General features: G+C 49.2%; 18 protein-coding genes, 5 tRNA genes and 1 pseudogene. 19 read left to right on the top strand and 5 right to left on the bottom strand.

Annotated elements, in window-relative coordinates; genetic code table 11:
- The first annotated feature begins 118 nt into the window (after window positions 1-118).
- The 19 genes from ST42_RS07895 to ST42_RS07810 all read left to right on the top strand — a co-directional run bounded on the left by ST42_RS07895 (window position 119) and on the right by ST42_RS07810 (window position 20,485).
- Entirely contained in the window at window positions 119-1,906 is a 1,788-nt protein-coding gene (locus tag ST42_RS07895) for an aminopeptidase P family protein (RefSeq protein WP_044073086.1), read from the top strand.
- A 399-nt stretch (window positions 1,907-2,305) separates the two neighbouring features.
- Complete coding sequence (gene rpsU / locus ST42_RS07890; protein WP_022316160.1) at window positions 2,306-2,497, top strand: 30S ribosomal protein S21; 192 nt, start codon at window positions 2,306-2,308, stop codon at window positions 2,495-2,497.
- Between the two features lie 968 nt (window positions 2,498-3,465).
- On the top strand, window positions 3,466-4,350 hold the full coding sequence (locus tag ST42_RS07885) for a tyrosine-type recombinase/integrase (RefSeq protein ID WP_044073085.1): 885 nt from the start codon (window positions 3,466-3,468) through the stop codon (window positions 4,348-4,350).
- Between the two features lie 25 nt (window positions 4,351-4,375).
- A complete protein-coding gene (gene hpf, locus ST42_RS07880; RefSeq protein ID WP_022316019.1) occupies window positions 4,376-4,675 on the top strand; it encodes a ribosome hibernation-promoting factor, HPF/YfiA family in 300 nt (99 codons plus the stop codon).
- Between the two features lie 102 nt (window positions 4,676-4,777).
- A tRNA-Thr gene (locus ST42_RS07875) sits at window positions 4,778-4,851 on the top strand.
- 28 nt (window positions 4,852-4,879) lie between these two features.
- Window positions 4,880-4,962 (top strand) — tRNA-Tyr (locus tag ST42_RS07870).
- A gap of 17 nt (window positions 4,963-4,979) precedes the next feature.
- A tRNA-Gly gene (locus ST42_RS07865) sits at window positions 4,980-5,052 on the top strand.
- 6 nt (window positions 5,053-5,058) lie between these two features.
- Window positions 5,059-5,130, top strand: a tRNA-Thr gene (locus tag ST42_RS07860).
- Between the two features lie 79 nt (window positions 5,131-5,209).
- Entirely contained in the window at window positions 5,210-6,403 is a 1,194-nt protein-coding gene (gene tuf, locus ST42_RS07855; RefSeq protein WP_042520216.1) for an elongation factor Tu, read from the top strand.
- A 58-nt stretch (window positions 6,404-6,461) separates the two neighbouring features.
- A tRNA-Trp gene (locus tag ST42_RS07850) sits at window positions 6,462-6,534 on the top strand.
- Window positions 6,535-6,548: 14 nt separating this feature from the next.
- On the top strand, window positions 6,549-6,740 hold the full coding sequence (secE, locus tag ST42_RS14585) for a preprotein translocase subunit SecE (RefSeq protein ID WP_082026244.1): 192 nt from the start codon (window positions 6,549-6,551) through the stop codon (window positions 6,738-6,740).
- A gap of 12 nt (window positions 6,741-6,752) precedes the next feature.
- Window positions 6,753-7,295 carry a transcription termination/antitermination protein NusG gene (nusG, locus tag ST42_RS07845; protein WP_022316016.1) on the top strand — a complete coding sequence of 181 codons (543 nt, stop codon included), beginning with the start codon at window positions 6,753-6,755 and terminating at the stop codon, window positions 7,293-7,295.
- 57 nt (window positions 7,296-7,352) lie between these two features.
- The gene (rplK, locus tag ST42_RS07840) at window positions 7,353-7,793 is read left to right on the top strand and encodes a 50S ribosomal protein L11 (RefSeq protein ID WP_022316015.1); all 441 of its coding nucleotides are present in this window, start codon (window positions 7,353-7,355) and stop codon (window positions 7,791-7,793) included.
- A 22-nt stretch (window positions 7,794-7,815) separates the two neighbouring features.
- Window positions 7,816-8,508, top strand: coding sequence for a 50S ribosomal protein L1 (gene rplA, locus ST42_RS07835; protein WP_022317234.1), 693 nt, complete (start codon window positions 7,816-7,818; stop codon window positions 8,506-8,508).
- A gap of 18 nt (window positions 8,509-8,526) precedes the next feature.
- On the top strand, window positions 8,527-9,045 hold the full coding sequence (rplJ, locus tag ST42_RS07830; protein WP_022317235.1) for a 50S ribosomal protein L10: 519 nt from the start codon (window positions 8,527-8,529) through the stop codon (window positions 9,043-9,045).
- A 56-nt stretch (window positions 9,046-9,101) separates the two neighbouring features.
- Window positions 9,102-9,479 carry a 50S ribosomal protein L7/L12 gene (rplL, locus tag ST42_RS07825; protein ID WP_022317236.1) on the top strand — a complete coding sequence of 126 codons (378 nt, stop codon included), beginning with the start codon at window positions 9,102-9,104 and terminating at the stop codon, window positions 9,477-9,479.
- Between the two features lie 168 nt (window positions 9,480-9,647).
- Complete coding sequence (rpoB, locus tag ST42_RS07820; RefSeq protein WP_022317237.1) at window positions 9,648-13,460, top strand: DNA-directed RNA polymerase subunit beta; 3,813 nt, start codon at window positions 9,648-9,650, stop codon at window positions 13,458-13,460.
- 39 nt (window positions 13,461-13,499) lie between these two features.
- Window positions 13,500-17,840 (top strand): DNA-directed RNA polymerase subunit beta', encoded by a 4,341-nt coding sequence (rpoC, locus tag ST42_RS07815; RefSeq protein ID WP_044073083.1) that lies wholly within the window; start codon window positions 13,500-13,502, stop codon window positions 17,838-17,840.
- Window positions 17,841-18,409: 569 nt separating this feature from the next.
- Window positions 18,410-20,485 carry a glycoside hydrolase family 20 protein gene (locus ST42_RS07810; RefSeq protein ID WP_231556971.1) on the top strand — a complete coding sequence of 692 codons (2,076 nt, stop codon included), beginning with the start codon at window positions 18,410-18,412 and terminating at the stop codon, window positions 20,483-20,485.
- 102 nt (window positions 20,486-20,587) lie between these two features.
- Here the strand turns inward: ST42_RS07810 and ST42_RS07805 are convergent.
- The 5 genes and pseudogenes from ST42_RS07805 to ST42_RS07790 form a co-directional block, all read right to left on the bottom strand.
- Window positions 20,588-20,956: pseudogene (locus ST42_RS07805) on the bottom strand (virulence RhuM family protein); the annotation flags it as partial.
- A gap of 269 nt (window positions 20,957-21,225) precedes the next feature.
- Window positions 21,226-22,239, bottom strand: coding sequence for a GGGtGRT protein (locus ST42_RS07800; protein ID WP_022317242.1), 1,014 nt, complete (start codon window positions 22,237-22,239; stop codon window positions 21,226-21,228).
- 17 nt (window positions 22,240-22,256) lie between these two features.
- Complete coding sequence (locus tag ST42_RS07795) at window positions 22,257-22,958, bottom strand: iron-sulfur cluster assembly scaffold protein (RefSeq protein WP_022317243.1); 702 nt, start codon at window positions 22,956-22,958, stop codon at window positions 22,257-22,259.
- Between the two features lie 50 nt (window positions 22,959-23,008).
- A complete protein-coding gene (locus tag ST42_RS13855; RefSeq protein ID WP_156136901.1) occupies window positions 23,009-23,191 on the bottom strand; it encodes a hypothetical protein in 183 nt (60 codons plus the stop codon).
- A 207-nt stretch (window positions 23,192-23,398) separates the two neighbouring features.
- Window positions 23,399-24,868, bottom strand: coding sequence for a hypothetical protein (locus tag ST42_RS07790; protein WP_044073080.1), 1,470 nt, complete (start codon window positions 24,866-24,868; stop codon window positions 23,399-23,401).
- Window positions 24,869-25,207: the final 339 nt, after the last annotated feature.

The raw sequence follows: 25,207 nt of genomic DNA, 5'->3' as shown, positions 1-25,207 counted from the left end.
AGTTAGGAAAAAAAACTCGATAAATTGCAACATAATCGTCTTATAATTTGTTATTAATTATGAAAAGATATACCTTTGTAAAGCAGATTTTACAAATGTTAGATTAAGCACTATGATTATGACACAAATGATTCAAGATAGGCTCGCAGCTCTGCGTGAAGTGATGCGTAGAGAGAGCATCGACGCCTTTATCTTTCCAAGCACCGATCCCCACAACGGAGAGTACGTGCCGGCCCATTGGGAAGGCAGGAAATGGATAAGCGGTTTTGACGGCAGCGCCGGAACGGCAGTGGTGACAATGGACAAGGCTGCGCTATGGACCGACTCCAGATATTTCATAGCGGCTGAGGAACAGCTGCAAGGCACGGAGTTCAAACTGATGAAAGAGCGCGTTGAAGGAACTCCCACCATATCGCAATGGCTCGGAATGTCGCTTGCCCATATCAACGGTGCTGTAGTGGGGCTCGACGGATATGTGAATGCCGCCAACGAGGTGAGAGGACTTGCCGAAGAACTGCGCCAGCAGGGAGGAATCACCATCCGCACCAATTTCGACCCTCTGGACATCATCTGGAAAGACCGTCCGGAAATCCCCCTGAATACAGTGGTTCAGCATCCGTTGGAATATGCCGGAGAGACTGCTGAAAGCAAACTTCAGAGAATCCGGACCGCAGTGAAGCGGAGTGGGGCAGAGGCGTTGCTCGTGACCGCCCTCGACGACATCGCATGGACACTGAACCTGCGCGGCTCCGACGTGCATTGCAATCCTGTGGCTGTGGCTTATCTCCTCATCGATGTGGAGAAGACTATATTATATATAAATAAGGTGAAACTTGCGCCATCTGCAGCCGACGCTCTCAAGGCAGCCGGAGTGGTGGTGGAGGATTATGGAAATGTAGTCGAGGGACTTCGTCATTTCGATGGCTACAATATCCTGCTCGACCCCAATCAGGTGAACTATGCCCTCTTCTCTGCCGTCAGCGCAAAGAAAGTGGTGGAGGCGGCATCGCCGGTGCCTTATCTGAAGTGTGTGAAGAACGAGGCTGAAATACGAGGATTCCATAGTGCCATGCTCCGCGACGGCGTGGCAATGGTGAAGTTCCTCCACTGGCTGAAACCCGCCGTTGAGGCTGGCGGACAGACGGAGCTGACAGTGGAGAAGAAACTCACGTCGCTCAGGGCTGAGCAGCCGCTCTTCAAGGGAGTCTCGTTCGACACCATCGCCGCATATCAGGAACATGGAGCCATCGTTCACTACGAGGCTACACCTGAAACGGATGTGGAACTGAAACCGCGCGGTTTCCTCCTGCTCGACAGCGGAGCGCAATATCTCGACGGCACGACAGACATCACCCGCACCATACCTCTCGGTCCTGTGACCGAGGAGCAGAAGAAAGTGTACACCCTTGTGCTAAAAGGTCATATACAACTGGAATTGTGTAAGTTCCCCAACCATGCCAGCGGCACCCAGCTTGATATCCTGGCAAGACAGGCGATGTGGAAAGAAGGACTCAACTATATGCACGGCACGGGCCACGGCGTGGGCAGCTACCTCAATGTACACGAAGGCCCTCATCAGATAAGGATGGAATGGAAACCGGCACCGCTCCAGGCAGGCATGACTGTGACCGACGAGCCGGGACTGTACCTCGCCGGCAAGTTCGGAGTGAGAATTGAGAACACGCTGATAGTCAAAGACTTCATTGAGACGGAATTCGGCAAATTCCTGCAGTTCGAGTCGCTCACCCTCTGTCCTATCGACCTTGACTGTGCCGATCTCGGCATGCTCACGGCAGAAGAGAAACAGTGGCTCAACGACTATCACAAGATGGTATTCGAGAAGCTCTCGCCATTGCTCAACGACGAAGAAAAGGAATGGTTGAAGACTAACACCGCAAGGATATGATGAATATCCGGAAATACAGCGTGCTTGTCGCCTTGATGATGATTGTAACTTGTTGACAGTCGGCGGCAAGCCGCTTTGAAGAGAACGAAAAGCCTGGCGACAAAAGTCTGCCGTCAGACAATTGAGCTACGGCAAAGACGCTCGTGGCAAGAAAGAGCGGCTTTGTATTTATAGACGGCGACAAACTGAAAGAATTCGGGAAATAGGCTGCTTTCTATGGGAAACTTGCTGGTTTTTAATGGGAAACTTGGCAACTTTACATGAGAAAGTATGCAACTTTCTTATATTTTGACGTAAAAACTTGCAAGATTTGAAAAATAGAAGTAATTTTGCAGCCGCTTATCAAAGCATCTGATATATAATTAATTAAGTATAACCAAATAAAACAAAAAAGAAAAAATGATTATTGTACCAGTTAAGGAAGGCGAGAACATCGAGAGAGCCTTGAAGAAGTTCAAGAGAAAATTTGAGAAGACAGGTGTTGTTAAGGAGCTCCGTGCCCGTCAGCAGTTTGACAAGCCATCTGTACTCAAGAGACTCAAGATGGAGCGCGCTATCTATGTTCAGCAGCTGAGAGACGCTGAGGAATAATCTCCTTCAAGAGAGACGTTTTAACAAAGTTTTTTGAACAATTCTTTTGTAACAGGAGGTGTACTTAGGTAGATAATCAAAAGAATATTTAAGGTGCCGGGACTTTACTGTAAGTCGTAGCCCTTGCAAAGATGATACATCCGCACATTGATTCAAGTGCAGATGTATCATCTTTTGTTTTTTATACATAATGACCGGCTGGGGCTTCAAATGGGCACGCTGCTTGCCCAACCGGAGAACGCTGCTTACCCATCATGGGCACGCTGCTTGCCCCTGTTGGGCAGAATTGCAGTCAGACGTCTGTCCAATAAGTTAAAGTTTTAATACCCATATTCCTGTTTTCGTGATTCTGCCAACGCTGGCAATTCCTTTCGTCAGAATTCCTTACACCTGACAATTCCTTTCGTCAGCCAACCATCCAGACAATTGCCTGACAATCGGATGACAGTCAACTGTCTGCTTGTCAGAGTGTTACGGCGAAAAACCAGATGGTCTGACAGTTTTTTGGAAATTCTTGTTTTTTACTAAGAATCGGCTATATGGGCTGCTTTTATTCATATCGACACCCGCTATTACTCATTAAACCCAAATCGGTCATTAGGCCGTTTAATGTATAATTTTAATAACTGCTTGCAGTCTTTTGCTTTTTATAAGGCGTCTTTTGCTCGTTTTTAATTCGCAATAGCCCGCTATTACTCATTAAAAGCCAAACAAAATCCACTCTTCTAAAAAACAAAATCCATGCAAGCCCTAATGACCGATTTGGGTTAAAAGCCAAACAAAATCCATCCTTCTAAAAACAAAATCCAAGCAAGCCCTAACAGTTGATTTGGGTTAAATTGATTCCGCCAACGGGTCGCATAAATGTCCTGGAGGCAGTTTCGTACTAAAAAAGAAGCGGAAAATTTTGTCAATTGAAGAAAAGTGAGTATTTTCGTAGCGGAAAACAATCCACAAGTGACGAATTGATGATGATAAGGCGTTTTTTAGACTATCTGCGTTACGAGCGCAATTTCTCTGAGGAAACGATGCTCGCATACGGTAAAGACCTGACCGAACTCGAAGAGTATTTCAGGAATGTCGACGCCGGACTGTCGTGGAACACCATCGACTCAGACGTCATTCGCGGATGGATGGAGACAATGATAGACAAAGGCAACGTGGCGGCGTCGGTCAACAGAAGACTCAGCGCCGTGAGGTCGTTCTTCAAGTTCGCCCTCTCCCACGGACTCGTGGACAAAGATCCCTCACGGATAATCGAAGGAGTGAAGAAAAACAAGCGCCTTCCGGTATTCGTTAAAGATTCAGAGATGCAGGAACTGCTCGATGAAACGATGTGGGACATGACGAAATTCATAGACGTATGCGCCAGAACGATAATCATGGTGTTCTATGAAACGGGGATGCGCCTCTCGGAACTGACGTCGCTCGACGACGATGCCGTTGATTTCGTAAACCTTCAGGTAAAGGTGACCGGAAAACGCAGCAAGCAGCGCATAATCCCATTCGGCGAGGAACTTAAAAAGGAGATTCTCTATTATATAAAGGTTAGAGACGAGAATGTAACGCGCCATACCGAAGCCCTGTTCGTGACGAAAAAAGGCATACGGATGGATGACGCAGCCGTAAGATACCGGGTGAAGAAAAACATCTCGCGGGTCTGCACGGCAAAGAAACGCTCTCCCCACGTGCTCCGACACACCTTCGCCACCACGATGCTCAACCATGGCGCCGGACTGGAAAGCGTGCAGAAGCTGCTCGGACATGAGAGTCTGGTCACCACGGAGATCTATACACACACCACATTCGAGAAACTTAAACAAGAGTACAAAGCCGCTCATCCGCGGCGATAACCTTTTTAATATAGGAGAAAGAACTATGGAAATTAAGATTAAATCAATTCACTTCGACGCAACAGACCAGTTGAAGGCATTCATCGAGAAGAAGGTAGAGAAGTTGTCAAAGACTTATGAGGATATCCAGAACACAGAAGTACAGCTGAAAGTCGTGAAGCCTGCAACGGCCATGAACAAGGAGGCAAGCCTTAGTGTTACGGTGCCTGGAAGCAAACTTTTCGTAGAGAAGACATGCGACACTTTTGAGGAGGCAATCGACCAGTGTGTGGACTCTATGAAGGTTCAACTGACCAAATTTAAAGAAAAATCAAGGGAAAATTAAAAAAAAAGCCCAAAAGTTTTGGTGGTTTAAAAATAATGCGTACCTTTGCAGCCGTGTTCAAGACACATCGCTTGCGACAAGCCAATACGGCTGCAAGGTTTTGCCTCTTTAGCTCAGTTGGCCAGAGCACGTGATTTGTAATCTCGGGGTCGTTGGTTCGAATCCGACAAGAGGCTCAAACGCAAGGTGTCTGAAACATGACAAGGGTGGTTACCAGAGTGGCCAAATGGGGCAGACTGTAAATCTGCTGTCTTTCGACTTCGGTGGTTCGAATCCATCACCACCCACTTCAGTAGAGATTTTTGCGGAAATAGCTCAGTTGATAGAGCACTAGCCTTCCAAGCTGGGGGTCGCGGGTTTGAGCCCCGTTTTCCGCTCTCGCTGCTGTAATAGCTCAGTGGTAGAGCACTTCCTTGGTAAGGAAGAGGTCCCGAGTTCAAGTCTCGGTTACAGCTCTACGGCTTTTTTATTTTTTTTAATAGGAAGCACGATTAACACGATAATTCATTATAAATAATAAACTAAAGAAAAGCTATGGCTAAAGAGACATTCGTACGTACCAAACCGCACGTAAACATTGGTACTATTGGTCACGTAGACCACGGTAAGACTACTCTGACAGCTGCCATCTCAAAGGTTCTCAGCGAGAAGGGTTTCGGTTCAGAAGAGATTAAGTCTTTCGATCAGATTGACAACGCTCCTGAGGAAAAAGAGCGTGGTATTACCATCAATACTGCTCACATCGAGTATGAGACAGCTAACCGTCACTATGCACACGTTGACTGTCCGGGACACGCCGACTATGTGAAGAACATGGTTACTGGTGCCGCTCAGATGGATGGTGCTATCATCGTGGTTGCTGCTACCGATGGTCCTATGCCTCAGACACGTGAGCACGTGCTTCTCGCTCGCCAGGTAAACGTTCCACGTCTGGTTGTTTTCCTGAACAAGTGTGATATGGTTGAGGACGAGGAAATGCTCGAGCTCGTTGAGATGGAGATGCGTGAGCTTCTTGATCAGTACGAGTACGATGGCGACAATACTCCTATCGTCCGTGGTTCTGCTCTCGGTGCACTGAACGGTGTTGAAAAGTGGGTAGATAAGGTTATGGAGCTTATGGACGCTGTTGACACATGGATTCCACTGCCTCCACGTGACTTGGATAAGCCATTCTTGATGCCTGTTGAGGACGTATTCTCAATCACTGGTCGTGGTACTGTTGCTACTGGTCGTATCGAGACTGGTCGCGTTAAGGTTGGCGACGAGGTTGAGCTGCTCGGTCTCGGTGAGGACAAGAAGTCAGTTGTAACTGGCGTTGAGATGTTCCGCAAGCTCCTCGAAGAGGGTGAGGCTGGTGACAACGTTGGTCTGCTGCTCCGTGGTATCGACAAGAACGAGATCAAGCGTGGTATGGTTCTCTGCCACCCAGGACAGATCAAGCCTTACAAGAAGTTCCAGGCTCAGATCTACGTTCTGAAGAAAGAGGAAGGTGGACGCCACACTCCATTCGGAAACAAGTATCGTCCTCAGTTCTACCTCCGTACGATGGACTGTACAGGTGAGATCTCTCTTCCAGAGGGAGTTGAGATGGTAATGCCTGGTGACAACGTAACAATCACTGTAGACTTGATTTACGCTGTTGCTCTGAACGTTGGTCTCCGTTTCGCTATCCGTGAGGGTGGTCGTACAGTAGGTGCTGGTCAGATCACAGAGATCATCGATGACTAATCAATAGTCTTCAGATAAATACAAGAGTTCCGTTTGGAATAAAGCGGAACTCTTTTTTACGGGAATAGCTCAGTTGGTAGAGCACTGGTCTCCAAAACCAGGTGTCGGGAGTTCGAGCCTCTCTTCCCGTGCTAATTCAATAATTATGTTCAAAAAGTTTGGAAATTATTGCAAGGTTTGTTACGACGAACTTGCGCATAAAACTACTTGGCCGACGCGGGGTGAGTTGACCCACAATGCTATGGTTGTATTATCTGCTTCCTTGATCATAGCACTTGTAGTCTTCGCAATGGACTCCGTGTTCAGCTTTGTCATGAGTGTGGTTTATCCTAACTAATCGTTTGAGAAAATGGCTGAAACTAAGAGAAACTGGTATGTTCTTCGTGCCGTTAGCGGAAAAGAAGCTAAGGTGAAAGAATACATCGAAGCAGAATTAAAACACAACGAATTGCTTTCTAAGTATGTTTTTCAGGTATTCATACCTACAGAAAAACATGCTACTTTGCGTAATGGTAAGCGTGTCGTGAAAGAGAAAATCGCTCTTCCGGGATATGTTCTTATTGAGGCGGAGTTGAAAGGCGATACTGCTCACACATTGAGGTTCATGCCAAACGTTTTGGGTTTTCTTGGCGGTCTGGATCATCCTACTCCTGTAAAGCAGTCTGATATCAACCGTATGTTCGGAAGCGCCGAGGAGTCTGAGATAGTGGATGAGGTTGCAATCCCATACATTGTCAACGACACCGTGAAGGTGACCGACGGACCATTCAGTGGTTTCACTGGAGTTATCGAAGAGGTAAATACTGAGAAGCACAAGCTGAAGGTTATGGTTAAGATCTTCGGACGTAAGACACCGCTTGAGTTGAGTTTTATGCAAGTAACAAAAGAGTAACTCGCTGTTACGGGCGTGTGACTCTTTTATAATAATCAATTTTTAATAAACAAAGAAATGGCTAAAGAAGTTGCTGGATTAATCAAATTACAGATTAAAGGTGGCGCTGCGAATCCTTCACCTCCAGTAGGACCTGCACTTGGTTCTAAGGGTATTAACATTATGGGATTCTGCAAAGAGTTCAACGCCAGGACCCAGGATAAGGCAGGTAAGATTCTTCCTGTTGTTATCACTTACTATACTGACAAGTCATATAGCTTTGAGATAAAGACTCCTCCTGCTGCTGTTCAGCTGCTCGAGGCTGCCAAGGTAAAGAAGGGTTCTTCTGAACCAAACCGTAAGAAGGTTGCTTCTGTAACTTGGGATCAGGTCAAGGCTATCGCAGAAGACAAGATGCCGGATTTGAACTGCTTCACTGTCGAGTCTGCAATGAGACTTGTAGCAGGTACAGCAAGAAGTATGGGTATCACTGTAAATGGGGACTTCCCTGGTAAATAATTTATAACTTCAACTTAAGAAAATGAGTAAACTGACAAAAAATCAAAAATCAGTAGCTGATAAGATTGAAGCAGGGAAAGCATACTCTTTGAAGGAGGCTTCAGAGTTGGTAAAGGAAATTACCACTACCAAGTTCGAGGCTTCTCTTGATATCGATGTGCGTTTGGGCGTTGATCCACGTAAGGCCAACCAGATGGTTCGCGGTGTTGTTACACTGCCTAACGGAACTGGTAAGGTTACACGTGTTCTCTGTCTCTGCACACCTGATGCTGAGGCTGCTGCTAAAGAAGCTGGCGCTGATTATGTTGGTCTTGACGAGTACATCGAAAAGATCAAAGGTGGATGGACTGACATTGATGTTATCATAACAATGCCTTCTTGCATGGGTAAGATCGGTCCTCTTGGCCGTGTGCTTGGTCCTCGCGGACTCATGCCTAACCCTAAGAGCGGTACTGTTACCATGGATGTAGCTAAGGCTGTCAAGGAGGTAAAGGCCGGTAAGATTGACTTCAAGGTTGACAAGTCTGGTATTATTCACACATCAATCGGTAAGATTTCATTCACTCCAGAGCAGATCTATCAGAATGCTAAAGAATTCATAGCTACTGTAATCAAGTTGAAACCGTCTGCTGCTAAGGGTACATATATCAAGAGTATCTATCTTTCTAGTACGATGAGTAAGGGTATCAAGATTGATCCTAAATCAGTTGAATAACTCTAAAAGTTTTGTAAAATGAAAAAGGAAGTAAAAGATACTATAGTTGTTGAACTTGGCGAGAAACTCAAAGAGTTCGCTCACTTCTATTTGGTTGACGTTCACGGACTGGACGCTGCCAAGACAAGCGACTTGCGCCGCAAGTGCTTCAAGAGTGAGATTCAGATGGTTGTTGTGAAGAATAATCTTCTTCGCAAGGCGTTCGAGGCTTCTGAAATCGATTTCGAGCCTCTCTACAGCTGCTTGAAGGGTAGCACAGCTGTTTTGTTCTGTAACACAGCTAATGTTCCTGCTAAGTTGCTGAAGAGCTATGTCAAGGAGGGTATTCCTACACTCAAGGGTGCTTATGCTGAGGAAGGTCTCTTCGTAGGTGCTGACAAACTTGAGGAACTTGCAGCTCTCAAGAGCAAGAACGAGGTTATCGCAGACATTGTTGCTTTGCTTCAGTCTCCTGCAAAGAACGTCGTTTCAGCTCTCCAATCAGGTGCAAACACTATCCACGGTGTGCTTAAGACTTTAGGCGAGCGTCCTGAATAAAAACAATTAAAGTCACTAACATTAACATTAAAAAAACAATAAAAATTTAGAATAAAATGGCAGATATCAAAGCTATTGCTGAAGAATTGGTAAATTTGACAGTTAAGGAAGTAAACGAGTTGGCAACAGTCCTGAAGGACGAGTACGGAATTGAGCCTGCTGCTGCAGCTGTTGCTGTTGCTGCTGGTCCTGCTGCTGGTGGTGCAGCTGAGGCAGAGGAGAAGACTTCTTTCGACGTTGTTCTCGCTGAGGTAGGTGGCGCTAAGCTTCAGGTTGTAAAGGCTGTTAAGGAGGCTTGCGGTCTTGGTCTGAAGGAGGCTAAGGAGCTCGTTGACGGTGCACCTTCTACATTGAAGGAGGGTTTGGCTAAGGCTGAGGCTGAGAACCTGAAGAAGGCTATCGAAGAGGCTGGTGCTAAGGTTGAGCTCAAGTAATTGAGTATTAAAAAATATTTAAGGTTAAGGTTCTTCCAATAGAAGAGTCTTAACCTTTTTGTGTCTTTGCGCTTCTGTTGTTAACCACCGCAGCAGTGGCTCCGGCTCTCCTTTGAGAGTCTTCTATATATTCAATGGTGGCTTATATAACGGTAACAAAAATCTGTAATGGCTTCTAAAATCGTTGATAACAGAGTAAACTTTGCCAGCATCAAGAATCCGATGCCGTATCCGGATTTCCTCGATGTGCAATTAAAGTCTTTTAGAGACTTCCTGCAGTTGGACACTCCGCCTGAGGAACGTGAGAACGACGGTTTGTACAAGGTGTTCTCTGAGAATTTCCCTATAACCGACACTCGTAATAATTTCGTTCTTGAGTTCTTGGATTACTATATCGACCCGCCTCGCTACTCTATTGATGAGTGTCTGGAGCGTGGTCTTACATATAGTGTGCCTTTGAAGGCCAAGATGAAACTATACTGTACGGACCCTGAGCATGAGGACTTCGGTACTGTTATCGAGGATGTCTTCCTCGGTACGATCCCTTATATGACGAGTAATGGTACTTTCGTGATTAATGGAGCAGAGCGTGTTGTTGTATCTCAGCTGCACCGTTCGCCTGGCGTTTTCTTCAGCCAGGGCGTGCACGCCAACGGTACTGCACTCTATTCTGCCCGTATCATCCCGTTCAAGGGTTCATGGATTGAGTTTGCTACTGACATCAACAACGTTATGTTCGCTTACATCGACCGTAAGAAGAAGTTGCCTGTAACTACTCTTCTGCGTGCCATCGGTTTTGAGTCAGACAAGGACATCCTGCAGATATTCGACCTTGCCGAGGAGGTTAAGGTGAACAAGAAGAATCTGAAGGAGGCCGTTGGCAGAACTCTTGCCGGAACGGTATTGAAGAGCTGGAATGAGGATTTCGTTGACGAGGACACCGGTGAGGTTGTATCAATCGAGCGCAACGAGGTCATCATGGAGCGTGAGACTGTCATCACAAAGGAGAACATGGAGGACATCATCGACAGCGGTGCTTCTACTATCCTTCTCCACAAGGATGCCGAGTCTGCAAACAAGTACTCCATCGTGTTCAACACATTGCAGAAAGACCCGACAAACTCTGAGAAGGACGCCGTGCTCTACATCTACAAGCAGCTGCGTAATGCTGATCCTGCTGATGAGGCAAGTGCAAAGGAGGTTATCCAGAACCTGTTCTTCTCTGACAAGCGTTATGACTTGGGCAAGGTGGGCCGTTACCGCATCAACAAGAAACTGGGTCTTGATACCGACGAGGATGTTCGTATCCTGACCAAAGAAGATATAATCGAGATCATCAAGTATCTCATCCAGCTGGTTAACTCCAACGCTACAGTCGATGATATCGACCACCTGAGCAACCGTCGTGTACGCACCGTCGGCGAGCAGTTGAGCAACCAGTTCTCTATCGGTCTGGCTCGTATGAGCCGCACAATCCGTGAGCGTATGAACGTGCGCGACAATGAGGTGTTCAAGCCAACAGACTTGATCAACACCAAGACAATCTCAAGTGTCATCAACTCATTCTTCGGCACCAACCCATTGTCACAGTTCATGGACCAGACCAACCCGCTTGCTGAGGTAACCCACAAGCGTCGTCTCTCTGCCCTCGGACCTGGCGGTCTGTCAAGAGAGCGTGCCGGATTCGAGGTTCGTGACGTTCACTACACACACTATGGTCGTCTGTGTCCTATCGAGAGTCCTGAGGGTCCTAACATCGGACTTATCTCTTCTCTCTGTGTGTATGCCAAGATAAATGAACTCGGATTCATCGAGACTCCATACCGTAAGGTCGAGAATGGTGTAGTAGACCTGAAGAACGAGGATGTCGTTTACCTTACCGCTGAGGATGAGGAAGACCACGTGATCGGTCAGGGAAATGCTCCGTTGAATGACGACGGTACGTTTATCCGCGAGGTTGTCAAGTGTCGTCAGGATGCCGACTTCCCAGTCGTGCCACCGACAGACGTTGACCTCATGGACGTTTCTCCACAGCAGATCGCTTCTATCGCTGCCGGACTCATCCCATTCTTGGAGCATGACGATGCTCACCGTGCGTTGATGGGATCCAACATGATGCGCCAGGCAGTTCCATTGCTCCACAATGAGGCACCTATCGTAGGTACCGGCGTCGAGAAGCAGGTATGTGTAGACTCACGTACTATGATCACTGCCGAGGGCGAAGGCGTTATCGAATATGTTGACGCTACCACAATCCGTATCCTCTACGACAGAACCGAGGACGAGGAATTCGTAAGCTTCGAGCCGGCGCTCAAGGAATACCGCATACCTAAGTTCCGTCGTACCAACCAGAACATGACCATCGACCTCCGTCCTATCTGCAACAAGGGACAGCGAGTGAAGAAGGGCGATATCCTGACAGAGGGTTATGCTACAGAGGATGGCGAGCTCGCACTCGGTCGCAACCTGCTCGTGGCCTACATGCCATGGAAGGGTTACAACTATGAGGACGCCATCGTGCTCAACGAGCGTATCGTCCGTGACGACGTGCTGACATCTGTTCATGTCGACGAGTTCTCTCTCGACGTGCGTGAGACAAAGCGCGGTACTGAGGAGTTCACAAACGATATTCCTAACGTCAGCGAAGAGGCAACCAAGGACCTCGACGACAACGGTATCATCCGTGTCGGTGCCCGTGTAGAGCCAGGCGATATCCTCATCGGTAAGATTTCTCCTAAGGGAGAGAGCGACCCGTCACCAGAGGAGAAGCTTCTGAGAGCCATCTTCGGCGACAAGGCAGGTGATGTGAAGGATTCTTCATTGAAGGCCAACCCATCATTGAGCGGTGTGGTAATCGACAAGAAGCTGTTCTCTCGTGCTATCAAGACCCGTGCTTCAAAGCAGAAGGACAAGGTTATCCTTGCCAAGATAGACGAGGAGTATGAGGCAAAGATCGACGACCTGAAGGATATCCTCGTTGACAAGCTCCTGACTCTCACCGAGGACAAGGTTTGCCAGGGCATCAAGGACTATTCACGTGCCGAGATCATCACAAAGGGCAGCAAGTTCACCGCTACCCAGCTCATGAACATCAACTATGAGGAAATCCAGTCGAACAACTGGACTGACGATGACCATACAAACGGCTTGATTTCAAAGCTCATCACAAACTTCCTGAAGAAGGCAAAGCTTCTCGATGCAGAGAACAAGCGTCGCAAGTTCGCCATCACCATCGGCGACGAGCTGCCATCGGGCATCCTGCAGATGGCAAAGGTATACATCGCCAAGAAGCGTAAGATCGGTGTCGGCGACAAGTTGGCCGGACGCCACGGTAACAAGGGTATCGTGTCGAAGATCGTTCGCCAGGAGGATATGCCGTTCCTGCCGGACGGACGTCCTGTTGACTTGGTGCTCAACCCATTGGGTGTGCCTTCACGTATGAACCTCGGTCAGATTTTCGAGGCTATCCTCGGTGCTGCCGGAAAGCGTCTCGGCGTGAAGTTCGCTACTCCTATCTTCGACGGTGCCCACCTCGACGACCTCAAGGAGTGGACAGACAAGGCAGGTTTGCCAAACCTCGGTTCTATGCACCTCTATGACGGTGAGACAGGAGAGATGTTCGACCAGCCGGCTACAGTGGGTATCACATACTTCCTCAAGCTCGGCCACATGGTAGAGGACAAGATGCACGCCCGTTCTATCGGTCCGTACTCACTCATCACCCAGCAGCCACTCGGTGGTAAGGCGCAGTTCGGTGGACAGCGTTTCGGAGAGATGGAGGTCTGGGCACTCGAGGCATTCGGTGCAAGTCATGTATTGCAGGAGATTCTGACCATCAAGTCAGACGACGTAGTAGGCCGTTCCAAGGCTTATGAGGCAATCGTCAAGGGCGAGCCTATGCCGACAGCCGGCATCCCAGAGTCTCTCAATGTGTTGCTCCATGAGCTGCGTGGCCTTGGTCTGAGCGTTACCCTCGACTAATATTGCAACTCTTTACTCATACATATATAAACAAGAATTATGGCTTTTAAGAAAGATACAAAGATAAAGAGTAATTTCACGAAGATTACCATCAGCTTAGCATCGCCAGAGGAAATCCTCGAGAATTCATTCGGTGAGGTTACCAAGCCTGAAACCATAAACTACCGTACATACAAACCGGAGCGCGACGGACTCTTCTGCGAGCGCATCTTCGGTCCTACAAAGGATTTCGAGTGTGCCTGCGGAAAGTACAAGCGTATCAGATACAAAGGCATCGTCTGCGACCGATGCGGTGTGGAAGTCACCGAGAAAAAGGTACGTCGTGAGCGTACCGGCCATATCGAGCTTGTAGTTCCAGTGGCCCACATCTGGTATTTCCGCTCATTGCCGAACAAGATCGGCTACCTGCTCGGACTGCCTACCAAGAAGCTCGACTCTGTGGTATACTATGAGAAGTATATCGTTGTGCAGCCAGGTGTGCTGGCTGGCAGAATGGATCCTGAGAAGGAAGAGGAACTCAATGGTTCCCACAAGATGGACCTCCTCACAGAGGACGAGTATCTCGATCTTATGGATCAGATTCCAGAGGACAACGAGTATCTTGATGATTCAGATCCAAACAAGTTCATCGCAAAGATGGGAGCCGAGGCTATCTACGACCTCTTGGCAGGTCTCGACCTCGACTCACTCTCATACGAACTCCGCGACCGCGCCAATACCGATTCATCACAGCAGCGCAAGACAGAGGCTCTGAAGCGTCTGCAGGTGGTAGAGGCATTCCGTGGAAGCAGCAACGTGAACCGTCCTGAGTGGATGATCATGAAGATCATCCCTGTCACTCCACCGGAGCTCCGTCCGTTGGTGCCGCTGGATGGTGGACGTTTCGCCACATCCGACCTCAACGACCTTTATCGTCGTGTCATCATACGTAACAACCGTCTGAAGCGACTCATCGAGATCAAGGCTCCAGAGGTAATCCTCCGCAACGAGAAGCGTATGCTTCAGGAGGCTGTTGACAGTTTGTTCGACAACTCCCGCAAGAGCAGCGCCGTGAAGAGCGAGTCAAACCGTCCGTTGAAGTCACTCTCCGACTCTCTGAAGGGTAAGGCAGGACGTTTCCGTCAGAACCTCCTCGGTAAGCGTGTCGACTATTCAGCACGTTCAGTTATCGTCGTTGGTCCTGAGCTGAAGATGGGCGAGTGCGGTCTTCCTAAGCTGATGGCAGCAGAGCTCTACAAGCCATTCATCATCCGCAAGCTCATCGAGCGCGGCATCGTGAAGACAGTGAAGAGCGCCAAGAAGATCGTTGACCGTCGTGAGCCTGTTATCTGGGATATCCTTGAGAATGTGATGAAGGGTCATCCGGTTCTCCTTAACCGTGCCCCTACGCTTCACCGTCTCGGTATCCAGGCCTTCCAGCCTAAGCTCATCGAGGGTAAGGCAATCCAGCTCCATCCGTTGGCTTGTACTGCGTTCAACGCCGACTTCGACGGTGACCAGATGGCTGTCCACCTCCCATTGAGCAACGAGGCAGTGCTCGAGGCACAGATTCTGATGCTCCAGAGCCACAACATCCTCAACCCTGCCAACGGTGCGCCTATCACGGTGCCGTCACAGGATATGGTGCTTGGTCTTTACTATATCACCAAGATCCGTCCGGGTGCTAAGGGAGAGGGCCTTACATTCTACGGTCCGGAAGAGGCTATCATCGCCCACAACGAAGGCCGTTGTGATCTCCACGCCCAGGTCAAGGTCGTTGTCAAGGACCTTGCCGACAATGGTGGCTACGAGCAGAAACTCGTAGAGACATCAGTAGGTCGTGTAATCGTGAATGGCATCATTCCAGACGAGGTAGGTTACGTAAACAAGGTAATCTCCAAGAAGAGCTTGCGTGACATCATCTCTGATGTTATCAAGGCAGTAGGTTTCGCCCGTGCCTGCGAGTTCCTCGATGGTATCAAGAACCTCGGTTACCGTATGGCATACCTCGCCGGACTTTCCTTCAACCTCGACGACATCATCATCCCAGAGGAGAAGAAAGCACTCGTTCAGCGTGGAAATGACGAAGTACGTCAGATTACTGACAACTATAATATGGGATTCATCACCGACAAGGAGCGTTACAACCAGGTAATCGATGCCTGGACTCACGTCAACAACGAGCTCGGTGATGTATTGATGAAGCAGATGACAGAGGCCGATCAGGGATTCAACGCCGTATACATGATGCTTGACTCTGGAGCCCGTGGTTCTAAAGACCAGATCCGTCAGCTTGCCGGTATGCGTGGACTTATGGCCAAGCCACAGAAGGCTGGTGCTGAGGGTGCACAGATTATCGAGAACCCTATCTTGTCTAACTTCAAGGAGGGAATGAGCGTGTTGGAGTACTTCATCTCTACCCACGGTGCCCGTAAGGGTCTTGCCGATACCGCCATGAAGACTGCCGACGCCGGATATCTGACTCGTCGTCTTGTTGACGTTTCTCACGACGTCATCATCAACGAGGAAGACTGCGGCACATTGCGCGGACTTGTATGCACAGCTCTGAAGAACGGCGACGAGGTTATCTCTACCCTCTATGAGCGCATCCTCGGCCGTGTGTCAGTACACGATATCGTGAATCCTCAGACTGGCGAGCTCATCGTGGCTGCCGGCGACGAGATCACAGAGTCTATCGCCCAGGCTATCGAGGACTCTCCAATCGAGAGCGTCGAGATCCGTTCAGTGCTCACCTGCGAGAGCAAGCACGGCGTCTGCATGAAGTGTTACGGACGTAACCTTGCTACCAGCCGTATGGTTCAGAAGGGTGAGGCAGTAGGAGTCATCGCCGCACAGGCTATCGGTGAGCCTGGTACACAGCTTACCCTCCGTACGTTCCACGCCGGTGGTGTGGCTGCCAACGCAGCCGCCAATGCCACTATCGTAGCAAAGAACGATTCAAAGATTGAATTCGATGAGTTGCGCACGGTGCCATTCGTTGAAAAAACCGACGATGGCAGCGACCGCGAGTGCGAGATGGTAGTGAGCCGTCTGGCTGAAATCCGCTTCATCGATCCACATACAGGCATCACGCTTTCTTCTATGAACGTGCCTTACGGTAGCTCGCTCTACCACAAGGCAGGCGATGTGCTCGCCAAGGGTGAGGTAATCGCCAAGTGGGACCCATTCAACGCCGTCATCGTTACAGAGTATGCCGGTACGCTGAAGTTCCGCGACGTTATCGAGGGCGTTACCTACCATTCAGAGACCGACGATACCACCGGACTTACCGAGACCATCATCACCGAGTCTAAGGACAAGAGCAAGGTGCCAACCTGCGACATCATAGATGAGAACGGCGAGGTGATTGGAACATACAACCTCCCTGTGGGTGGTCACGTTGTGGTGGTAGACGGTCAGAAGGTGGCAACCGGTGTCACTCTCGTCAAGATTCCACGTTCTGTCGGCAAGGCAGGAGATATCACGGGAGGTCTCCCACGAGTAACAGAGCTCTTCGAGGCCCGCAACCCATCCAACCCTGCTGTAGTGTCAGAAATCGACGGTGAGGTTACAATGGGCAAGGTAAAGCGTGGTAACCGTGAGATCATCGTTACATCGAAGACTGGCGAGCAGCGCAAATATCTCGTTTCGCTCTCTAAGCAGATCCTTGTGCAGGAGCACGACGCCGTACGCGCCGGAACACCGCTCTCCGACGGTTCTATCACCCCTGGCGATATCCTCGCCATCAAGGGTCCTACCGCCGTTCAGGAGTACATCGTCAACGAGGTACAGGACGTTTACCGTCTGCAGGGTGTGAAGATCAACGACAAGCACTTCGAGATCATCGTTCGTCAGATGATGCGTAAGGTTCAGATCAACGATCCGGGCGATACCACGTTCCTCGAGCAGCAGATGGTTGACAAGCTCGACTTCGCTGAGGAGAACGACCGCATCTGGGGCAAGAAGGTTGTAGTGGATGCTGGCGACAGCGACACACTCCAGAAGGGACAGATCATTACAGCCCGTCGTCTGCGCGACGAGAATTCAAGTCTGAAGCGCCGCGACCTCAAGCTCGTTCAGGTGCGTGATGCAGTGGCTGCTACATCTACTCAGATTCTCCAGGGTATCACACGTGCTGCCCTCCAGACCAAGAGCTTCATGTCGGCAGCATCCTTCCAGGAGACCACCAAGGTGCTCAACGAGGCTGCTATCCGCGGTAAGGTAGACCGTCTTGAGGGTATGAAGGAGAACGTTATCTGCGGTCACCTCATCCCTGCCGGTACCGGTCTTCGCGAGTTTGAGAAAATCATCGTTGGCTCTCAGGAGGAGCACGACCGTATGCAGGCAAACCGCAAGAACGTAATCGACTACTCCGACAAGCAGACCGTTGAGGAGAACTAATTCTGACTATACATGATTAAGAGAAGGGTGGACCACAGCTTCCGCCATTCTCTTTCTGAAAACAATAAACGCTATGAGGGCTGTCCTGTTGATATGGGACAGCCCTCATCGTGTTTTCGCATGTCATTATTCGTAATTGTATAAAGTGATAGTAGATTTGCTCCATATCCAGTCTGACGTTAAGGTCAGACTTGGGGCTTAGGAGATTGTTTTATTCGAAAATAAAACGGCATGTAGGGAGATTTCTGATTTCTCCTTCATGCCGCTTTTCCTTGTATGAGATGTTGTTTCAATAATCTGTTTCACTCCTTTCTCGCATATGGTTTAATTCAATAAATATCTTTTACACGAAGTTTATACCCGTTTTTGCATCAAATTTGTGCAGTTTTCTTCAAATTCTGCATCAATCTCGTGCAGATTCCTTTGAAAACTGCATCAATCTCGTGCAGATTCTGAATTCGGACTTGATTAAATGAAAGTCTTGTGTCTTTTCATTTTTTTGCATTATCTTTGCAAAGACATAGAAAACACAGGAAACCTAAGTTGGAATACAGAAAACATAATATCACATGAATATAGACAGAAGAATACGCAAAAGAGTGAAGACACTCGCCATGAGCCTTGTCCTCACCTTTGCCGTGGCCACGCCGCAGGGCAAGGCGTCAGCACAGGGCATACTACCCAAACCACAGTCGTGTGCGCCAGCCAAAGGCACATTCCATACCCGTGGCAGACAAGTGAGAGTGGAGAACAGGGTGGGGGACATCGCCCGCAACATCTATTCCGAGCCATGGATGGCTGTTAGCAAGGGAGGCGCCCGTCAGGTGATGATATTCGACAGACTGTCTCCAAAGTCGATAGCCGGACTGACGCTGAAAGATGGGGCAGAAGCCGAAGCCTATCAGTTGCATGTTTCTCCCGACACCATCCTTATCCGAGCCGCCAGTGCCGACGGCTTCCGTCTGGCTTGGGCTACGGTGAGACAGTTGACTACGAAGAAGGGAGTGGCATGCTGCGATGTGTTAGACGCACCGGCATACAAATGGCGCTCGATGATGCTCGACGTGTCGCGTCATTTCCGTTCCATCGACTTCCTGAAGCGTCAGATCGACGCCATGGCGCGATATAAGTTCAACCGCCTGCATCTGCATCTCACCGATGCCGCCGGATGGCGAATAGAGATAAAGCGATACCCCCGGCTCACCAACCTCGCCGCTTGGCGTCCCTATGCCACATGGCAGGAGTGGACCGACAACGGCGGAAAATACGTGGAGGAGGGCACACCGGGAGCCTACGGCGGGTATTACACCCAGGACCAGCTGCGTGAGCTCGTAAGCTATGCCGCCGACCGGGGCATAACGATAGTGCCGGAGATAGAGATGCCGGGCCACTCAGAAGAAGTGCTCGCCGCCTATCCCGAACTGTCATGCTCGCATGAGCCATACAAGGATTCCGACATGTGTCCCGGCAGTGTGGCAACATACGATTTCATGGAGAACGTGCTCCTTGAGGTGATGGACATATTCCCTTCGGAATATATCCATGTGGGAGGCGACGAGGCAGTGATGAAAGCCTGGGACAACTGTCTGCTCTGCCAGCGCATGATGAAAGAGCTGCATACCGACAAGGCAGGACTGCAGGCACATCTCATCACCCACTTCGGCAATTTCCTCAATGCCCACGGCAGACGTCTCGTGGGATGGGACGAGGTTATAGCCTCCCGTCTCGCCCCCAATACCACTGTGATGGTGTGGCGAGAGACCGACCTGGCACGCAAGGCTATCGAGCACGGCTACGATGTGGTGCTCTCGCCGGGCGACTACTGCTATATCGACAGATATCAGGATGCTCCCATCACCCAGCCTACGGCGATGGGCGGATACCTCACACTCAAGAAGATGTATGACTACGTGCCGGGCGATGACCTCACCGCCGACGAGCGCCGCCATATCACGGGCTTGCAGGCTAACCTGTGGGCAGAATACATACCGTCTGACGAGCAGATGGAGTATATGTTCTGGCCACGTGCTATGGCGATAGCCGAGATAGGATGGAACGGAGCAGAGAAGAAAGACTATGCCGATTTCCACCGTCGTGCCTTGGCAGAGTGTGACACGGTGAGGGCTATGGGAATCCACGCCTTCGACCTTCGTCATGAGATAGGAGAGCGCAAGGAGTCGTTCACTCCCGTGAAGCATAAGGCTCGCGGCTGCCGTGTGACCTACAACACACCGTTGCATCCCAAATACACTGCCGGTGGCGAACAGGCGCTTGTTGACGGAGTGCGTGGCGGATGGACCTATGCCGACAAGAGGTGGCAGGGCTTCACAGGCACCGATGGATGGTGTCTCGACGTGACGATAGACATGGGCAGCATACAGAAGCTGCATGAGGTGTCGGCGGTATTTATGCAGTCGCTCGGTCCGTGGATTTATTATCCTACCAAATATCGGGTGTCTTTGAGCGAAGACGGCAAGACATTCACCCAGGTGTATTCGCAAGACCAGCCGCAGCGCGACCCCTGTCGTGTGGGCTACCGCACTCAGGCATGGCATGGCAGCCGGAAGGCACGCTACGTGAGAGTGCAGGGCAGCTGCGACACCGAATTCGGATGGCTCTTCACCGATGAAATCGTGGTGAGATAAAAACAGCCTGATGACCGATTGGGAGTTAAGCACAATCGATCATCAGGGCTTGTATTCTGATATAATTAAGGTGTGGTTGATATGTAGAGCAGACTTTACTTATCCTTTCACAATATACTCCTTCAATACCTTGGTTGCCCATATACGGAACTGAACACCACGGTAGGAATGTACGCGGTAGCCTACGCTGATAATCATGTCGAGATTGTAAAAAGCCACTTGATGCTTCTGTAGCTTTCCTTCAATAGCACCGTGTTTAGTGGTTGTTGCAAAAAATGCAACAACCTCATTTTCGTCAAGTTCCCCGTCCTCCAACACATTCTTTATATGTCGTGAGATAGTGGACTTATTACGCTGAAACAACTCTGCCATCTGGTCAAGTGAGAGCCAGACAGTATCGTTTTGCAGCTTCACCTCTATCTGTGAATCACCGTCAGGAGTCTGATATAATAGAAATTGTCCTTTATCCATTGTTATTCTTTTCTTCTTAGCTTTTCTATCAGGTCATTTACAATTCTTGCTCCATATAGAATATAATGTCGCTTGATGCAAATATATATATATTCTCCGAAAATCCACCATTCTCCACGTTAAATAAAGGGAAATATGGCATACCCCCCGATCACAAGTTCACCAGAAAAGCCAATATCCAACAGGTTTGCAGATACAAAAAAATCCTCCATAATCGCTATAAGGATTATGGAGGATAATATTATGTAAATATCTTATGAACAAGATAATTACTTCTTGTTGAGGGCGAGGTCGATAGCTACGGCGATAGCCACTGTAGCACCTACCATCGGGTTGTTACCCATACCCAGGAAGCCCATCATCTCTACGTGGGCAGGAACTGAAGAAGAACCTGCGAACTGAGCGTCAGAGTGCATACGGCCCATGGTGTCGGTCATACCGTAAGAAGCAGGACCAGCAGCCATGTTGTCTGGGTGAAGAGTACGTCCGGTACCACCACCTGAAGCCACTGAGAAGTAAGGCTTGCCTGCAGCGAGACGCTCCTTCTTGTATGTACCGGCTACCGGGTGCTGGAAACGTGTCGGGTTTGTAGAGTTACCGGTGATGGAAACGTCTACATCCTCGCTCCAGTTGATAGCCACACCCTCGCGAACGTCGTTTGCACCGTAGCAGTTCACCTTTGCACGTGGACCGTCAGAGTAAGCGATGCGGTTAACGACCTTCAGCTCGCCAGTGTAGTAGTCGAATTCTGTCTGTACGTATGTGAAACCGTTGATACGGCTGATGATCATGGCAGCGTCCTTGCCGAGACCGTTGAGGATAACGCGCAGAGGATTCTTGCGAACCTTGTTTGCCATCTCAGCAATCTTGATGGCACCCTCAGCGGCAGCGAATGACTCGTGGCCGGCGAGGAATGCGAAACACTGTGTCTCCTCGCGGAGCAGACGTGCAGCGAGGTTACCGTGGCCAAGACCAACCTTACGGTCGTCGGCAACAGAACCAGGGATGCAGAATGCCTGCAGACCCACGCCGATAGCCTCTGCACAATCAGCAGCAGTCTTGCAGCCGCGCTTGATGGCGATGGCAGCACCGCAAACGTATGCCCACTTTGCATTCTCGAAGCAGATACGCTGAGTGTCCTCACACATCTGATAAGGATCAACACCTGCAGCCTCGCAAATCTCGTTAGCCTCTTCTACGCTCTTGATACCCTCAGCGTTGAGGGCAGCGAGAACCTGCGCCTCGCGACGCTCCTGACTTTCGTAACTTACTTTTCTAATCATGTCTTTGTTTCTCCTTATTATTCTTTACGTGGATCAATAGCTTTAACAACTCCCTGCTCGGCGGTGGTGCGTCCGTAAGAGCCTGTGAACTTCTTCACTGCCTCGTTGGCGTCCATACCGTTCTTGATGGCCTCCATCATCTTGCCCAGGTGTACATACTCGTAACCGCAAACCTGGTTGTCCTTGTCGAGGAACTGGCGTGTGATATATCCCTCGGTGAGCTCGAGGTAGCGTGTGCCCTTGGCAACAGTACCGTAGAGAGTACCAGTCTGTGAGCGGAGTCCCTTGCCGAGGTCCTCAAGACCGGCACCGATTGTCAGACCACCCTCAGAGAATGCACTCTGTGTGCGTCCGTAAACGATCTGCAGGAAGAGTTCGCGCATGGCAGTGTTGATGGCGTCGCAAACGAGGTCTGTGTTGAGAGCCTCGAGGATTGTCTTGCCTGGCAGGATTTCTGATGCCATGGCAGCAGAGTGGGTCATACCCGTGCAACCGATAGTCTCAACGAGAGCCTCCTGGATAACGCCGTCCTTAACGTTGAGAGACAGCTTGCAGGCGCCCTGCTGAGGAGCACACCAACCCACACCGTGTGTGTAGCCGGAGATGTCTTTGATTTCTTTAGCATAAACCCATTTTCCTTCCTCTGGGATAGGAGCTGGTCCGTGGTTTGGGCCTTTGGCCACAACGCACATGTTCTTTACTTCTGTTGAATAAATCATAATGTTATTATAATATTATAATGTATTGTGTCTCACTAATACCTTCTCGATTATCGATAATGCAGTTTTCGATTTGTCGTTGTTGTCGTTTCCCGATCTGTCGATGATGCCGTCTGCCGGCTTGTAGCTAATACCGTTTCGAGTCTTGTCATGCCGTTTCCGTTTCCGTGGTTGGCAAACATGGCTCGCTCTGGAGCTGCCACGATAACGGTATGGCTCTTTTTACGTGGCAAAATTACAAAGAAAATCTGATATACCCCGTACCCTTATGTAAATATTTTATGTCATTCACACTATTTAGTGAGGTTTGTCAATCCATAGTGCTGACTTTGTCAAGACGGGTTTGCAAAGTGGGTGTTATCGGCTGTAGAAATGAATAATCCCCGTGGCGTCTTTCGATGCCACGGGGATTGTATTGGATGTTAGTCTGGTCTATGTCATTATCTTGCTATGCGTACGCTCTTTGTCTCAGAGCCGTTGCTCATCTGGAGGATGAATACGCCGTGCTTGCCGCTACCGATGTTGTTGTTCATAGCGCCCTTCTCTACGCAGCGTCCCTGCAGGTCGAAGAGAGAGTATGTGGTGAAGCCTTCAGCGTTAGCCTTCACTGTGTCGATAGCGTCAACTTCGCCAACCTTTGTGAAGTCTGAGTAAACAGTGCGCTGGTTTGGAGTGTAGTTTACAGTGCCGTCCTCGAGAACCTTGTTGAAGAAATCGAATGAGTAAGCCACGATCTCTGTCGGGTAGTCATAGGTAGCATCGTATGTGTAAACGTCCTTGCGGGCATAGTAGAGTTCGATTGGAGAGCCGTATCCGCTTCCCCACTGCTCATCGCCACACTTCACGCCTTTTTCATTGTAGTAGTAAACATACTTGCTCAATGAAATCTCATCTGCGCCTTTCTCTCCGTCGCCGTTCTTATCCCACCAGCTTTCGTCATAGTAGTAGTAAGAACCGTTATCGTCAATTAGCTTGTTTGTCATGACGTCACTGCCAGATCCGTCGAGGTATGTATAATTAGCTACATACTCAGGATACTTCTCACCGTATGTAATTACATAGTCACCGTAGTCCACACCGCGATAATTGAATCTGTATTCAGTAGCGCGGCAATTGCCCATACGGAAGTTGTCGTTTATGTTCACGAACTGGTCGTCACACTCTTGCCATTTCAAGTTATGGAATCTCCTAATCTCGCCCAATACGTTTGCCTGTGCGTCATTGTCCCATATCTGGTCCTCCATCACCACTGATGAAGGATGGCCGGTAGCCTCGTCGTATGTAGGAGTGATACGCTGGTTGATATACTCCTTCTTCATGTCATTGTATCTGTAGTTCACATACAGAGTCACGCGGCCCTTGTCGTCGCGGGTAATCTCTGTGCGGAAGCAGTTCTCTGGAGACATCTTGGTGAGCTGCTTTGTCACGACGCTGTATTCATACATCATGGCACCAGTCTGTAGGCCCTTCACCACGTTGTCCCAAGTCTTCTCGATTTTCCAGTCGCCCTTCCATGTCTCTTTGTCGCCGCTGTATTCAAAGAGTACGAGCGTCTCGTTTCCGTCCTCGTCATACTCGTATGTGTAGCGCGAATATTTCTGGTTTGCAACCTCAGCCTTAGGGTCGTAGCTGAGCTTTGTCTTCACGCGGCCCTTCTCGTCGTAGGTGTAAGTGTACTCCTCGGCTGCCTTTTCTGCCCATCCGTCGTCTTTGTCGTTTCTGTAGAAGATCTGCTCCTTAGCAGGGCGCATGATGTCAGAAACCGCCTTCTTGGCTACCGGGCTCTGTGCTGGAGCGTAAACACCTGATACACTCTCAAGTGAGATGCGCTGGTTCTGTACAGGGTTCTGTGCATTTGCAGATTGTGCAGCGAAGATGGCCGCGAACGAAAGTAAAGTAAATATTCTCATAAGCTTAAATTTATTTAGTTGATAATTTAATCAGTTGTTGTATGTTTCTCTCTAACGTTTCCTTTCTTGCAATTTATACTGTTTTTCATCTTTCCTCATTGCAATTTTGCTTCTTGAATAACGTTCCGCTTGCAAAAGTCGAGATATTTTTTGAGATGTACAAATAAAATCCAAAAAATATTAGATAAAAATTGGCAATATGATTAAAATCCTTCTTTTAAAGTGTCAAATTGATAACCTTTTATTATATGTAAAAACTCCCCATACGGCATGAAGCGCAATATGGGGAGTATCGTGGTGTCTTTTTTTTGTCAGGATTGCGTTCCGATGATTGCTCCT

The sequence above is a fragment of the Prevotella pectinovora genome, assembly GCF_000834015.1.
GTDB classification, from domain to species: Bacteria; Bacteroidota; Bacteroidia; order Bacteroidales; family Bacteroidaceae; genus Prevotella; species Prevotella pectinovora.
The sequence above is the reverse complement of the archived record's forward strand: the minus strand, read 5'-3'. Positions and strand labels throughout refer to the sequence as shown.